This window comes from Shinella sp. GW821-FHT10F02, from assembly GCF_058809275.1.
Map to the genome: position 1 here is coordinate 201,041 of NZ_JBXASL010000010.1, position 13,777 is coordinate 214,817.

A 13,777-nucleotide genomic window follows, 5' to 3' on the forward strand; every position below is an offset into this window, starting at 1 on the left:
TTGGAGTACCACGTCGGAAAATCCATAAATCGACGGGAAATGACACCATGGCCGACGCGAATTCCACCAGCGGCCCCCAAACCGGCGATTCGCCGCGCGGTTTTGCCTTCGCCCTGACGGCCTACCTGCTCTGGGGTTTCCTGCCCTTCTTCATGAAGGCCGTGGCGCATATCCCCGCCTCCGAGGTGGTGGCGCACCGCATCGTCTGGTCGGTGCCGCTCGCCGGCCTCGTGCTGGTCTGGCTTGGCCGAACAGGGGATATCAAGGCGGCACTGCGCTCGCCGCGCATGCTCGGCATGGCGACGCTGACGGCGGTGCTGATCACCATCAACTGGGGTATCTATGTCTGGGCGATCGGTGCGGGCCGGGCGATCGAGACGGCGCTCGGCTACTATATCAACCCGCTCTTCTCGATCTTCCTCGGCGCGGTGCTCCTGAAGGAAATGCCGGACCGGGCGCAGATGGTGGCGATCGCGCTTGCCGCCGTCGCCGTCGGTGTGCTGGCCTTCGATGCCGGCGGCCTGCCCTGGGTGTCCATCGGCCTCTGCCTGTCCTGGGGCTTCTATGCCTTCTTCCGCAAGACGCTGCCGATCGGGCCGAACCAGGGCTTCTTCCTGGAAGTGCTGCTGCTCAGCGTGCCGGCGCTCGGCTACATCGTCTGGCTCGAAGCCTCGGGCGAGGGGCATTTCGGCGATACCGGCATGGCTGATGTGCTGTGGCTGCTCGCCTGCGGCATCGTCACCGCCATTCCGCTGATGATCTACGCCAACGGCGCGAAGCTCCTGCGCCTCTCGACCATCGGCATCATGCAATATATCGCGCCGACGATGATCTTCATCATCGCCGTCTTCGTCTTCGGCGAGCCCTTCGGTACGGCCAAGCTGATCGCCTTCATCCTGATCTGGGTGGCGCTGGTCATCTATTCCGGCTCTATGCTGCGCACGGCGCGGGCACGCCGCATCGCCGCCACGGAACTGAAGCCGGCGGAATGAACCTCGCCCACCCGCGACGTCATCCTCGGGCTCGACCCGAGGATCCATGCGGCACGCAGGGCGTGGATGGTCGGGTCAGGCCCGACCATGACGGAGGAGAGGTTTTCGGCTGATACGTCTCAAAGCCGCGCGATGATGTCCGCTTCGCCGTCGCGGTCCACCTGGCCGGCCCAGTGCTCGACGAGGGCGGAGACGATCTCTTCCGGTTCGTCGATGACCATCGGCTGCACGAGATGGGCGGTGTGGATGAAGCCTTCGTCCGCCATGTGGCGGATGAGCTTCAGCATCGGATCCCAGAAGCCGCCGATATTGGCGAAGACCATCGGCTTGCGGTGGCGGCCGAGCTGTGCCCAGGTCATCACCTCGACGATTTCCTCCAGCGTGCCGATGCCGCCGGGCAGCGCCACGAAGGCGTCGGCGCGGTCGAACATCTTGTGCTTTCGCTCGTGCATGTCGGGCGTGATGATCAATTCGCTCAATTGCCCGAGCGAATGGCGCGTGGCCTCCATATCGACGAGGAATTGCGGTATGATGCCGGTGACGCGGCCGCCATGCGAGAGCACGCCGCTGGCGACCGCCCCCATGATGCCTTTCGTGCCGCCGCCATAGACGAGGCGGAGATGGTTTTCGGCCATGGCCTGACCCAGCCGCCGGCCCGCGGCGATATAGGCAGAATCACGGCCCGGCTGAGAGCCGCAGTAGACGCAGACGGATCGAATCGGCAGGGTTTGTTCACTCATGACGGGATTCAGCCACCCGGCAGGAGCCTCGTCAAGGATAATGACGGAAAAAGCACGGGGCCAAGGGCCTGGAACGTCTCGGGAACCTTGTGCAAAACCTTGGGAATCGGTAGCAATTTCAGGAGGGGACGCCCGCGAAACCGGGATAGAAAGAGAGTTGATGATGAACAACAAGACCGGTCTGGTGGCCTTGATCGTGCTGGCGGTGGCAACGCTGCTCATGGTTTTCCTCGTGCTGCCCAACATGAACAAGGAAACGCCGGCGGAAACGCCCGTCGCCAACCTCACCAACAAGGTGACCGAAGGGGGCGGCGAGACCACGACGGCGGACGGAAAACAGGCCCGTCCGAAGACCGAGACCGGTGCAGCGACGACGACCGAACCCGCCGCCGGAAGCGACGCCACTGCGGAAGCCGAGAAGCCGGCAGCGGACGCGACGACCGGCGAGGCGGCATCCACCGAGACCGCGACCCAGGAGGTCGCCAAGGCCGAGACGACGCCGGCCGATGCGACCGCCGCCTGGGTCACGCCCGCCTTCGATCTGCTGCGTGTCGAGCCGGATGGCTCCACGGTGATCGCCGGCCGCGGCCAGCCCAATACCAAGCTGGAAATCAAGAACGGCGAGACGGTGGTCGCCACGGCCGATATCGGCCCGTCCGGCGATTTCGCCGCCGTCTTCGACCAGCCGCTTGCGGCCGGCGACTACCAGCTCACCCTCAACACCAAGGATGACAAGGGCGCGACGAAGACCTCGGAAGAGGTCGCGACCGTCTCCGTGCCCAAGGACACTGCCGGCGAGCTGCTCGCCATGGTTTCCAAGCCCGGCGAGGCAAGCCGCCTGATCACGGTGCCGGAAGCGGCCGAGAAAGCCGCGGCCGATGCCACGGCGACGGCGGAAAAGACACTCGACCAGCCGGCCGGCGAGACCGCCACGGCGACCGACACCGCAACGACGGCCGTCGAAAAGCCCGCGACCGAGACGGCCAAGGCGACCGACGAAGGCGTTGCCGCCGCATCGGGCGAGACCGCAACCGCCAGCGCCGACACGCAGGGGGCCGACACGCAGAGTGCCGCGACGGAAAGCGCCGCCACGGCTGAAGGCGCTGCGGGCGTCACGGCGACGGAAGCCACGTCCAAGGCACAGGCCCGCGTTTCGGCGGTCGAGCTGGAAGGTGAGCGCATGTTCATCGCCGGCACGGCAAAGCCCGGCGCGCTGGTGCGCATCTATGCCGACGACAAGCTCGTCGGCGAGGCGAAGGCCGACGAGGCCGGCCGCTACGTCGCGGACGGCACGATCGACCTCTCGGTCGGCCGCCACACGGTGCGTGCCGACGTTATGAGCCCTGATGGCGGCAAGGTGGAGTTCCGCGCTTCCGTTCCGTTCGACCGACCGGAAGGCGAGCAGGTTGCCGTGGTGGCGCAGGACAGCGCCACGGGCGATACCGGCCCGGCGCTTGGCCTCATCGGCGGCGGCACCTTCGACAAGCTGCGCAGCGAGGCCGACAAGGCGATCGCGCTCCTGAAGGGCCTCTATGCCAACGGCCGCGTGCCGACGGCCGAGGAACTGGCGGCGGCACGCTCGGCGACCGAGATCGCACTGCGCTCGCTGGCCGAGTTCAGGCCCGGTGCCGAAGAGGGCGAGGCTGCCCGCGACATGGCCGCCAGGGCCTCTGCCGCCGCAGCCTCCGCTCTTGCCAGCCTCCAGTCGCTTCCGAAGGATGCGGCCGCGGTCGGTGAAGCGCTGGGCTCCATCGAGACGGCCGTCGCCGAGGCGCTTGCACCGGCAATCGAGAAGGCCGAGGCGGTGGTCGGTGCGGCTTCTGCCGCGGCAGATCGGTCGATCGAGGCGCTCGCGGACCAGGCGACCGCCCTCCAGCAGCAGTTTATGAGCCTCTTCTCCGACGGCCGCAATGCGACCACGGCGGAAATCCAGACCGCGCGCTCGGCGCTTGAGACCGCGCTGAAGAGCATCACCGGCTTCGCACCGCCCGCCGGCACGGCCGCAGACGTCACCGCGGCCATCGAGCGGCTGAAGGGCTGGGCCTCGACGGCGCTCGACCGCCTCGCCGCCGTTCCGGCCGGCGCCGGCAAGGAAGCCTACCAGCAGGCGCTCGCCGCACTCGAAGGCATGCCGTCGCTGACGGCAGCAGCCAATGCGGTGGCCTCCGGCAACGAAGGCGCCAGCGGTTCCACGGCCGCCGAAACCACCACCCCGGCGGAGGACACCACGACGGCCGGCGGCACCGCGGCTTCCACCGAGAGCGGCACGACCGCTGGCGGCACGGGCACGACGACGGGCAGCGAGCAGGCGGTGGCCGAAGAGCCGGAAACGGTGGAGCAGGCGCCGCTGCAGGCCAGCAAGACCTCGGTCATCATCCGCCGCGGCGATACGCTGTGGCAGATTTCCCGCCGCATCTACGGCAAGGGCGTGCGCTACACGACGATCTACCTCGCCAATGAGGACCAGATCACCAATCCGGACCGCATCATCCCCGGCCAGGTGTTCGGCGTGCCGGACAAGACGGCGGAGAGCGACGCCGAGGCCGAGGAACTGCATCGCAAGCGCGTGCGGGGGAATTGATTTCCCGCGGACTGTTGCGAAGCAGCCGGCAAGGACCTATCTGCACGATGCGGCGCTCCACGGGGCGCCGCATTTTCATTCGAGCGATTCCCGGATCATCACGGCGGTCCGGCGGAGGCCAGCGTGGCAACGACGACGAAGAAGACGGTTTCGGCCGACAGCAGCAATCCCTTCCACACGCTGGTGAACCTCTGGCCCTATATGTGGCCGTCCGACCGGCCGGACCTGAAGATGCGCGTCGTCTGGGCGTCGGTCTTCCTGCTCTTGTCCAAGGTCGTGCTGCTGCTGGTGCCCTATTTCTTCAAATGGGCGACGGATGCGCTGAACGGCAAGGCGGACGCGGTCAACCTGCTGCCGACATTCCTGCTCGGCGCCGTCATGCTGGTGCTCGCCTATAATGGGGCGCGCATCCTGCAAGCCGGCCTCAACCAGCTGCGCGACGCGCTCTTTGCCAGCGTCGGGCAATATGCCGTGCGCCAGCTCGCCTACCGCACCTTCGTGCACCTGCATCGCCTGTCGCTGCGCTTCCATCTGGAGCGGCGCACCGGCGGCCTGTCGCGCGTCATCGAGCGCGGCACCAAGGGCATCGAGACGATCGTGCGCTTCACGATCCTCAACAGCATCCCGACCTTCATCGAATTCCTTCTGACCGCCGCCATCTTCTGGTGGGGCTACGGCTTCGATTACCTGGTCGTCACCGCCATCACCGTCTGTCTCTACATCTGGTTCACCGTGCGGGCGAGCGACTGGCGCATCTCCATCCGCCGCTCGATGAACGACAGCGACACGGAAGCCAACACCAAGGCGATCGACTCGCTCCTGAACTTCGAGACCGTCAAATATTTCGGCAACGAGGAGATGGAGGCGCGCCGCTTCGACCAGTCGATGGAGCGCTACGAGAAGGCGGCGACCCAGGTCTGGACCTCGCTCGGCTGGCTCAACTTCGGCCAGGCGCTGATCTTCGGCGTCGGCATGGCGGTCATGATGGCGCTGTCGGCGATGGCCGTGCAGCGCGGCGAACAGACGGTCGGCGACTTCGTCTTCATCAATGCGATGCTGATCCAGCTCGCCATCCCGCTCAATTTCATCGGCTTCGTCTACCGCGAAATCCGCCAGGGCCTGACGGATATCGAGCAGATGTTCGATCTGCTGGAGGTCGAGCAGGAAGTGCAGGACAGGCCGGGCGCCGCCGACCTCGTCGTCACCGAGGGCGCGATCTCCTTCAAGGACGTGTTTTTCGCCTATGACCCGGCCCGCCCGATCCTCAAGGGCATTTCCTTCGACGTGCCGGCGGGAAAGACCGTGGCCGTCGTCGGCCCGTCGGGTGCGGGCAAGTCGACGCTCTCCCGTCTGCTCTACCGCTTCTACGACGTGCAGCAGGGCACGATCACCGTCGACGGGCAGGATGTGCGCGACGTGACGCAGAAGAGCCTGCGCTCGGTGATCGGCATGGTGCCGCAGGATACGGTGCTGTTCAACGACACGATCGCCTACAACATCCGCTACGGCCGGCCGGACGCCAGCGACGCGGAGGTTTCGGCCGCCGCCGAGGCGGCCCAGATCGGCTCCTTCATCCGCCACCTGCCGGAAGGTTTCCGGGCGATGGTCGGCGAGCGCGGCCTGAAGCTTTCGGGCGGCGAGAAGCAGCGCGTGGCGATTGCCCGCACCATCCTGAAAAGCCCGCCGATCCTCATCCTCGACGAGGCGACCTCGGCGCTCGATACCCGCACGGAACAGGAAATCCAGGCCGCCCTCGACGTCGTCTCCAAGAACCGCACCACGCTCGTCATCGCCCACCGCCTTTCCACCGTCATCTCGGCCGACGAGATCATCGTGCTGAAGGACGGCGCTATCGCCGAGCGCGGCACCCATGGCGAGCTGATGCAGCGCGACGACGGCCTCTACGCCTCCATGTGGAACCGCCAGCGCGAGGCGGTGCAGGCCGAGGAACGGCTGAAGCAGGTGCGCGAGAGCGACGATCTCGGCATCGTCGTGCGCCATCCCGCGGCGAGCTGACCCATCAATCTCCGGGGCCGGCAAACAGGATCAGGTTGCCGTCCGGATCGAGCAGGATGAAGTTGCGCGCGCCCCAGGGCTGTGTCTTCAGCGGCAGGTGAAAGGTGACGCCGGCCGCCTGGTAATCGAGGAAGAGCTGCTTGATCGCGGCCGCGCTGTCGAGCGTGATCGCGGCCGACAGAAGCTCCTCGCGGCGGCGGATGTCGCCGACGAAGACGGGCTCGTCGACGAAGCGCAGGCAGAGCCGCGCCCGGTCGCGCTGGACCACGCCGTAGAACGGCGGGTCGCCATAGGTGAAATCGACGGAAAAGCCGAGTTTTTCAGTGAAGAAGGCAAGCGAGGCGGGAAAATCGGTGACGTAAAGCACCGGCTCCGCACCGCTGAGGAAGGGCTGTTCGGGTTTCTTTTCGGTCGTGTCGCTCATGGCGGGGACTCCTGTCCTGAGCGCCTGCCATCCTTCAAACCCGTTCTGGCGGGCGACAAGCTCCTGCGCATCGGCAAGCGAGAACGGCGCGTCCAGCACCTCACGATCGGTGAGGGGCCGGAAGCGGGGCAGGGCGGCGCGGATGGCCGCGGCCACCGGATAGTGCCCGTCGCGATGCCAGCGCAGATATTGCTTGGCCTGCTTCTTGAGGTTTTCGAGATTGGGCATGGGCGCAGCTACGGTTTCGGTTCGCAGGTGGGCATTGCCCCTTCGGCCCTTGCCGATGCGCCCTACAGCAACACGAAAATTTTGCCCCTGTTGATCAAAGCTTGTCAACACCAAGTTAGAAGGTGAGGCGCATGATGGACCCAGGAGGTCGATGATGGACACGATCGGCGAAGACGGCCTGTTCCGGCACCCCGTTCCGGTGCCCTTCGCGCTGCGCCTGTTTCTTGTCCTCGCCGGCTTGTTCGTCGTAATCGTCGCGACCTGGGAGCTGCATCCCGGCGTCTGGCCGCCCAATATCACCAGCCCCTTCTTCTTCTTTCTCATTCTGGGCGCCTGGTCCGTCGGCGGGCCGGTGGCCTGGGCCGGGCTGAATGGCGCGGCCGGGCTGTGGATCGTCGGGCCGGGCCGCATCGTGATCGAGCGCAAGCGGCCGTTCCTGAAGCTTCGGCGCGACACCTTCGGCGAGAACGACGACATGCACCTGGAGGTGGTCGAGGTGGAGGCGATGGAGGGGGATTCGACCTGGGCCGTCATCCTGAGTGCTGCGGACGGCCGGCGCTTCGAGACGCGCGAATTTCGCACGCGCGCCGCCGCCGAGCGGCTGCTGAAGCGCATCGAAACGGCATTTGCTTCCACGGAACCTTTGAAACCCCAGCGGGATTGACGCGGGGAAGGCGCGGAGCGGCTGGGGGCTATTCGCCACGCCGCATTGCTCCCGCCCTCGTTTCACGCTAGGTCCATGGCGTGAAAACAGCAGGAGATGTCGGAAGATGAGTTTGGTCGATACGATACGCAGCACCCTGGTCCCGATCCACCGGGAGGGCTGGAAGTTCGTGGCCGGCTTCTTCGTCGCCTCGCTGCTGCTGGGCGCCGCCTGGGAGCCGCTGATGTGGATCGGCTTCATCCTCACGGCCTGGTGCGCCTATTTCTTCCGCGATCCCGAGCGCATGACGCCGCAGGACGACGACCTCGTCATCAGCCCGGCGGACGGCCGCGTCTCGGCGGTCGCCATGGTGACGCCGCCCTCCGAGCTGGAGCTCGGCGACCAGCCGATGATGCGCATCTCCGTCTTCATGAACGTCTTCAACTGCCATGTGAACCGCGCGCCCATGCGCGGCCGCGTCTCGCGCGTCGCCTATCGCGCCGGTAAATTCCTCAATGCCGACCTCGACAAGGCGAGCCAGGAGAACGAGCGCAACGGCCTCGTCATCGAGACGGCACATGGCCAGATCGGTGTGGTGCAGATCGCCGGCCTCGTCGCGCGGCGCATCCTGTGCTGGACCGTGATGAACGACAGCCTGGAGGCCGGCGAACGTTTCGGCCTCATCCGCTTCGGCTCGCGGCTCGATGTCTTCCTGCCGGCAGGGGCCGAGCCGCGCGTCAGCGTCGGCCAGATGGCGATTGCCGGCGAGACGGTGCTGGCGGAATTCGGTTCGGCAAAGGGGCCGGTGATTAGTCGTCGGGGATAAGACAGGGCGCGAATAGCGAATAGGGAGTAGCGAATAGAGTAGGCTTCGGAAGATGATAGCTATTCGCTACTCTCTATTCGCTATTCGCCCCTGATTGTTCACGCACTTAAACGAGCGAAGCGACAAACGATGGACACACCCTTTCCGCCCTATGAGCCCAATGGCCCGAACGACGAGGCCCGCGGCCCGCGCCTGCGTGAAATCCCGCTGCGCATCATCATCCCCAACGTCATCACGGTTCTCGCCATCTGCGCCGGCCTGACGGGCATCCGGCTCGCCTTCGAGAACCGCTACGAGCTCGCCGTCGGCATGGTGCTGCTCGCCGCCTTTCTCGACGGCATCGACGGGCGTATCGCCCGCCTCCTCAAGGCCACCTCGAAATTCGGCGGCCAGATGGATTCGCTGGCCGATATCGTCAATTTCGGCGTGGCGCCGGCGCTGGTGCTCTACGTCTTCATTCTCGACCAGGCGCGCTCCTTCGGCTGGATCGCGGCGCTGATCTACGCCATCGCCGCGGGCCTGCGCCTTGCGCGCTTCAACGTCATGGCCGAGCGCGAGACCAAGGCGAAGTGGCAGACGGAATATTTCGTCGGCGTGCCGGCACCGGCGGGCGCCATGCTGGTGCTGCTGCCGGTCTATCTCGGCTTCCTCGGCATCGCGCCGAGCCCGCTCTTCGGCTTCCTTGCGTCCGGTTACACCGTACTGATCGGCTTCCTATTGGTGAGCCGCCTGCCGGTCTGGTCGGGCAAATCGGAAGGCAGCCGCATCCGCCGTGATCTCGTGCTGCCGGCCATTCTGCTCGTCGTGCTCTATGTCGCGACGCTGATGAGCTTCACCTGGGAAACCATGGTGGTGACCGTCGTCGGCTATCTCGCGACCTTGCCCTTCGGCGCGCGCTCCTGGAAGCGCAAATACGGCGGCTGGTCGGCGCCCACCACCCATGGCGCCAGCGAATTCCCGGAAGAAACGGACGGCCACTAAACCCTCGCCATCACATCCGCGTGAACCCCATGAAAGCCCTGTCTACAGCTTGTGGACAGGGCTTGATTTTTTATTGCAGGTCGACTAACTAGCAAACAAATAGATAGCAAGCTAATAATAGTTGGACTAGCAAGATGAACGCTACCGATCCTCGCGAACGCCTCCTCGACGACCTGTCCCGCGTGCAGCGCAAGATGCGCGCGCTGTTCGATGCCCGGGTGAAGGAGAGGGGGCTGACGCTGCCGCGCGCCCGCGCGCTGCTTATCCTCGGTCGCGGCGTGAACCTCAACCAGCGCGAACTCGCCGACGAGCTTGATATCGAGACGCCGACGCTGGTGCGCCTGCTCGACGGCATGGAAAAGCAGGGTTTCATCGAGCGCCAGTCGGTCGAGGGTGACCGCCGCGCCAAGCAGATCGCCATGACGCCCCACGGCGCCAAGGTCGCCGAAGAGGTGCTGGACCTTGCCCGCTCGCTGCGCGCCGACGTGCTGAAGAGCATTTCCGCCAGCGAGATGTCGACGACCGTCAAGGTCTTTGCCGCCATGTCGGAAAACATCGCCAAGAGCTGTCGGGAAAGCGTCGAGGCATGAGCAGCGTTCCCGCCACCGAGGCGCGCGGGACAGAGGACGAGCCGCAGGAGCCAGTCGAGGAGCAATCCGTCGAGGCGACGCCAGCCCCGCCGCCGGCTCCAGCCCCCATGGCCCCGCCGCGTGCGGCCGCCTATATGGCGGCCTCGACGCTGCTGGCCATGACCCAGGGTTTCGGCCTGAACCTCGTCGCCGCCAACATTCCCCAGCTCCAGGGGCCGCTGGGCGCCACGAGCACGGAGGCGGTCTGGCTGATCGCGGCCTATATGGCGCCCAATGCCTCGCTGTCGCTGGCGCTGATCAAGATCCGCAACCAGTATGGCCTGCGGCCCTTCGCCGAGCTCGGCATCGCCGTCTTCCTCGTCGTCTCGGTGCTGCACATCTTCATCACGGACCTGCAGTCCGCCATCGTGCTGCGCTTCTTCGCCGGCATCGCGGCAGCACCGCTGTCCTCGCTCGGCTTCCTCTACATGCTGGAAGCCTTCTCGCCGGCGCGCAAGCTGACGGTCGGCATCTCGCTGGCGCTCACCAATATCGGGCTTGCCGCACCGCTGACCCGGCTGATCTCGCCGGCACTGATCGATCTCGGCGGGTTGCGGGCGCTCTTGCAGTTCGAGGTGGCGCTGGCCATGCTGTCCTTCGCCGCCATCTACCTCCTGCCGTTGACCGCGCCGCCGCGGGTAAAGGTGATCGAGAAGCTCGATATCGTCAGCTACTTGTTCATCGCGATCGGTTTCGGTGCCGGCGCCGTCGTTCTCGCTACCGGGCGCACTTATTGGTGGTTGGAGGCGCAGTGGATCGGCGAATTGCTGGTTGTGATGATTGTTGCGCTTACTATCGCCGCGGTGATCGAGCTCAACCGCAAGACGCCGCTCATCGACCTGCGCTGGCTGTTCAGCCGCGAGATCCTGCATTTCGCCGGCGTGCTGATCCTCTTCCGGCTGATGCTCGCCGAACAGACGGCGGTCGCGGGCAACTTCTTCCAGATTACCGGGCTCCTGAATGACCAGCTTATAGGCCTCTATACCGCGGTGACGCTCGCCACCATTGCCGGCGGCCTCGTCTGCGCGGCCGTCCTGAAGCCCGGCCGGGAGCCGGGCCTGCACATGGTCGCCCTGATGTTGATCGGCGTCGGCGCCTACCTGGACAGCCATGCGACGAACCTGACGCGGCCCGAGCAGATGTACTGGAGCCAGGCGATGATCGCCGCCGGTGGCAGCCTGTTCCTGCCGCCCGCCATCGCCTCCGGCTTCACGCTGGCGCTGCGCAAGGGGCCGCAATATATCCTGAGCTTCATCGTCGTCTTCCTGGTGACGCAGAGCCTTGGCGGGCTTGCCGGTTCGGCGCTGTTCGGCTCCTTCATCACGCTGCGCGAAAAGTTCCACTCGAACATTCTCGCCGAGGCGATGACGCTCGCCGATCCGCTGGTGGCCGCCCGCGTCTCGCAGCTTTCCGCCGCCTATGGCCGCACGATCGTCGATAGCGCCGTGCTGAAGGCGGAAGGCGTGGCGCTGCTCAGCCAGCAGGTGACGCGCGAGGCCAATGTGCTCGCCCACAACGACGCGTTCTTCGTCATCGCGCTCTTGGCCGTGGGGGCTGCGGCCGCCCTTGCTATCCACCTGCTTACCGTTCGTATCAGAGAGGCCATTGCGCGCGACCGCGAGCAAGCGGCCGTTGAAGGTTGACCGACATGAAGACTTATATCCGCCACACAGCCACAGCACTCGCCGTTCTTCTCGGCATCGCCGGCCTCGTCGCCGTGCTCTACGCCTGGCACCTGCCGCCCTTTTCGAGCGAGGTCCAGACGACGGACAACGCCTATGTGCGCGGCTACGTGACACTGATCAGCCCGCAATTGAGCGGCTATGTCACGGATGTGCCGGTCAAGGACTACGAGACCGTCAAGGCCGGTGCCGTGCTCGCCCGCCTCGACGATCGCATCTACCGCCAGAAGGTTGAGCAGGCCAATGCGACGCTCGCCACCCAGAAGGCGGCCCTTGCCAATTCCGTGCAGCAGGAAAACGCCGCCAAGGCGCGCATCGGCGCCAGCGACGCCGCCCTCGACAGCGCGCGCTTTGCCAAGCGCCGGGCGGAGGAAAACTGGAACCGCATCGAGGAACTGTCCAACAAAGGCATCGCCACCCAGAGCGACCGCGAGCAGAGCCGCACCACGCTCGACCAGGCGAACGCCTCCGTCTCGCAGGCCGAGGCGAACCTCGAAGTCTCCAAGCAGGATCTCCAGACGATCATCGTCAGCCGGGATTCGCTGCGCGCCGCCGTGGCGGGCGCGGAAGCGTCCGTGGAGCTTGCCAAGATCGACCTGTCCAACACCAGCATCACGGCGCCGCGCGACGGCGTGGTGGGCGAGGTGGGCGTCAAGCTCGGCCAATATGTCGCCGCCGGCACGCAGCTCATGGCCGTCGTGCCGCATGACACCTGGGTCATCGCCAATTTCAAGGAAACCCAGCTCGCCTATATCCAGCCCGGCCAGAAGGTCGAGGTCAGCGTCGATGCGCTGAAACACGCGACACTGACCGGCCACGTCGAGCGCTTCTCCCCCGCCGCCGGCTCCGAATTCAGCGTCATCAAGCCGGACAACGCCACCGGCAACTTCACCAAGGTCGCCCAGCGCGTGCCCGTGCGCATCGCGATCGACGAGGGGCAGGAGTTGGCGAAGCACCTGGCTCCGGGGTTGTCGGTGGTGGTGAGGACGGTGGTGGGGGAATAGGCGAAAGGCGCTGTTTTCGGGTGTGGCGTGGATCCTCGGGTCAAGCCCGAGGATGACGGATGAGAGGTTGGCGGGCAATCTCTAGATACGTGCCGCTCAACCAATAAACATCAACGGCTCCCGCGCTCGCAAACGCCAATGGCTTATCCGCCAACACACGCTCGTGGTTCACCTTCCAACCGTCACCCCACCCTCCGTCATCCTCGGGCTTGACCCGAGGATCCACACGGCACGCGCGACGTGGTTGGTTGAAACGGCCTGACCGCAAGAACCAGCCCGATCACTCCGGCAAACGATAATCCAGCAACCGCCCCTGGCGCATATCGAACAGCTTGCCCGTCTCGGCGAAGTCCCGAGCCACCAGCGGCAGAATAGCCTTCGCCACTTCCGACGGGTGCTGCACCGTCATCGGGTCCTCGCCGGGGATTGCCTGGGCGCGCATGGCGGTGCGGGTGCCGCCGGGGTCGAAGGAGGTGATGCGAAGCGCGGTGCGCTGCGTTTCGGCGGCCCAGGTGCGCGCCAGCGCCTCGACGGCGGCCTTGGAGGCGGAGTAGGGACCCCAGAAGGGCTTGCACTTGTGCGCGGCGCTCGACGACAGCACGACGGCGCGGCCGGCATCCGACTTCAAGAGCAACGGCTCGACCGAGCGGATAAGGCGCCAGGTCGACGTGACGTTGATCGCCATGACCTTTTCGAACACCTTCGCCTCGACATGGCCGATCGGCGAGATCACGCCGAGAATGCCGGCATTCGCCACTAGGATGTCGAGCTTGCCCCAGCGCTCGAAGATCGAGCCGCCGAGTTTGTCGATCGCCGGCATGTCGGTGAGGTCGAAGGGCACCAGGGTCGCGCTGCCGCCGACGGCCTTGATCGCATCGTCCAGCTCTTCCAGCCCGCCGACGGTGCGCGCGCATGCGATGACATGGGCGCCGGCTTTTGCGAGTTCGAGGGCGGTGAAATAGCCGATACCGCGCGACGCGCCGGTGACCAGCGCGATGCGGTCTTTCAGGTCGATGCTCATGCTGCTGTCA

Annotated in this window: 12 protein-coding genes; 9 read left to right on the forward strand and 3 right to left on the reverse strand. The window is 65.9% G+C overall.

From position 1 onward, the window contains the following. The first annotated feature begins 47 nt into the window (after nucleotides 1-47). On the forward strand, nucleotides 48-992 hold the full coding sequence (rarD, locus tag AC1RWL_RS28295) for an EamA family transporter RarD (protein WP_435265185.1): 945 nt from the start codon (nucleotides 48-50) through the stop codon (nucleotides 990-992). Nucleotides 993-1,111: 119 nt separating this feature from the next. On the opposite strand, the gene AC1RWL_RS28300 is transcribed toward rarD, so the two are convergent. Next, nucleotides 1,112-1,732, reverse strand: a complete 621-nt coding sequence (locus tag AC1RWL_RS28300) for an LOG family protein (RefSeq protein WP_256118821.1) — start codon at nucleotides 1,730-1,732, stop codon at nucleotides 1,112-1,114. A gap of 160 nt (nucleotides 1,733-1,892) precedes the next feature. Here AC1RWL_RS28300 and AC1RWL_RS28305 point away from each other — a divergent pair, with 160 nt between their 5' ends. After that, nucleotides 1,893-4,313 carry a LysM peptidoglycan-binding domain-containing protein gene (locus AC1RWL_RS28305; protein ID WP_493096782.1) on the forward strand — a complete coding sequence of 807 codons (2,421 nt, stop codon included), beginning with the start codon at nucleotides 1,893-1,895 and terminating at the stop codon, nucleotides 4,311-4,313. Between the two features lie 123 nt (nucleotides 4,314-4,436). Further along, nucleotides 4,437-6,329, forward strand: a complete 1,893-nt coding sequence (locus AC1RWL_RS28310; RefSeq protein WP_493096783.1) for an ABCB family ABC transporter ATP-binding protein/permease — start codon at nucleotides 4,437-4,439, stop codon at nucleotides 6,327-6,329. A 4-nt stretch (nucleotides 6,330-6,333) separates the two neighbouring features. Here the strand turns inward: AC1RWL_RS28310 and AC1RWL_RS28315 are convergent, their stop codons facing one another. Further along, entirely contained in the window at nucleotides 6,334-6,981 is a 648-nt protein-coding gene (locus tag AC1RWL_RS28315) for a VOC family protein (protein WP_493096784.1), read from the reverse strand. A gap of 154 nt (nucleotides 6,982-7,135) precedes the next feature. Between AC1RWL_RS28315 and AC1RWL_RS28320 the strand changes: the two genes are divergently transcribed. From AC1RWL_RS28320 to AC1RWL_RS28345, 6 genes are all read left to right on the forward strand, one after another. Next, on the forward strand, nucleotides 7,136-7,645 hold the full coding sequence (locus tag AC1RWL_RS28320; RefSeq protein ID WP_493158549.1) for a hypothetical protein: 510 nt from the start codon (nucleotides 7,136-7,138) through the stop codon (nucleotides 7,643-7,645). Next, nucleotides 7,641-8,450, forward strand: coding sequence for a phosphatidylserine decarboxylase (locus AC1RWL_RS28325; RefSeq protein WP_492649043.1), 810 nt, complete (start codon nucleotides 7,641-7,643; stop codon nucleotides 8,448-8,450). Before AC1RWL_RS28320 ends, AC1RWL_RS28325 begins: the two co-directional genes overlap by 5 nt. Nucleotides 8,451-8,579: 129 nt before the next feature. Further along, on the forward strand, nucleotides 8,580-9,431 hold the full coding sequence (locus tag AC1RWL_RS28330; RefSeq protein WP_256118826.1) for a CDP-alcohol phosphatidyltransferase family protein: 852 nt from the start codon (nucleotides 8,580-8,582) through the stop codon (nucleotides 9,429-9,431). 134 nt (nucleotides 9,432-9,565) lie between these two features. Next, nucleotides 9,566-10,021 carry a MarR family winged helix-turn-helix transcriptional regulator gene (locus AC1RWL_RS28335; RefSeq protein ID WP_256118827.1) on the forward strand — a complete coding sequence of 152 codons (456 nt, stop codon included), beginning with the start codon at nucleotides 9,566-9,568 and terminating at the stop codon, nucleotides 10,019-10,021. A 107-nt stretch (nucleotides 10,022-10,128) separates the two neighbouring features. After that, nucleotides 10,129-11,703: an MFS transporter gene (locus AC1RWL_RS28340; RefSeq protein ID WP_493096881.1), complete on the forward strand. Its 1,575-nt coding sequence runs from the start codon at nucleotides 10,129-10,131 to the stop codon at nucleotides 11,701-11,703. A 5-nt stretch (nucleotides 11,704-11,708) separates the two neighbouring features. Then, a complete protein-coding gene (locus AC1RWL_RS28345; protein WP_493096786.1) occupies nucleotides 11,709-12,746 on the forward strand; it encodes an HlyD family secretion protein in 1,038 nt (345 codons plus the stop codon). Between the two features lie 280 nt (nucleotides 12,747-13,026). On the opposite strand, the gene AC1RWL_RS28350 is transcribed toward AC1RWL_RS28345, so the two are convergent. Next, nucleotides 13,027-13,767 (reverse strand): SDR family NAD(P)-dependent oxidoreductase, encoded by a 741-nt coding sequence (locus tag AC1RWL_RS28350; RefSeq protein WP_256118829.1) that lies wholly within the window; start codon nucleotides 13,765-13,767, stop codon nucleotides 13,027-13,029. Between the last annotated feature and the right edge of the window lie 10 nt (nucleotides 13,768-13,777).

Bases quoted from the DNA above. Each gene is read 5' to 3' on its own strand.
- rarD (WP_435265185.1), top strand. From the start codon at position 48: ATGGCCGACGCGAATTCCACCAGCGGCCCCCAAACCGGCGATTCGCCG.
- AC1RWL_RS28300 (WP_256118821.1), bottom strand. From the start codon at position 1,732: ATGAGTGAACAAACCCTGCCGATTCGATCCGTCTGCGTCTACTGCGGC.
- AC1RWL_RS28305 (WP_493096782.1), top strand. From the start codon at position 1,893: ATGATGAACAACAAGACCGGTCTGGTGGCCTTGATCGTGCTGGCGGTG.
- AC1RWL_RS28315 (WP_493096784.1), bottom strand. From the start codon at position 6,981: ATGCCCAATCTCGAAAACCTCAAGAAGCAGGCCAAGCAATATCTGCGC.
- AC1RWL_RS28320 (WP_493158549.1), top strand. From the start codon at position 7,136: ATGGACACGATCGGCGAAGACGGCCTGTTCCGGCACCCCGTTCCGGTG.
- AC1RWL_RS28330 (WP_256118826.1), top strand. From the start codon at position 8,580: ATGGACACACCCTTTCCGCCCTATGAGCCCAATGGCCCGAACGACGAG.
- AC1RWL_RS28335 (WP_256118827.1), top strand. From the start codon at position 9,566: ATGAACGCTACCGATCCTCGCGAACGCCTCCTCGACGACCTGTCCCGC.
- AC1RWL_RS28340 (WP_493096881.1), top strand. From the start codon at position 10,129: ATGGCCCCGCCGCGTGCGGCCGCCTATATGGCGGCCTCGACGCTGCTG.
- AC1RWL_RS28345 (WP_493096786.1), top strand. From the start codon at position 11,709: ATGAAGACTTATATCCGCCACACAGCCACAGCACTCGCCGTTCTTCTC.
- AC1RWL_RS28350 (WP_256118829.1), bottom strand. From the start codon at position 13,767: ATGAGCATCGACCTGAAAGACCGCATCGCGCTGGTCACCGGCGCGTCG.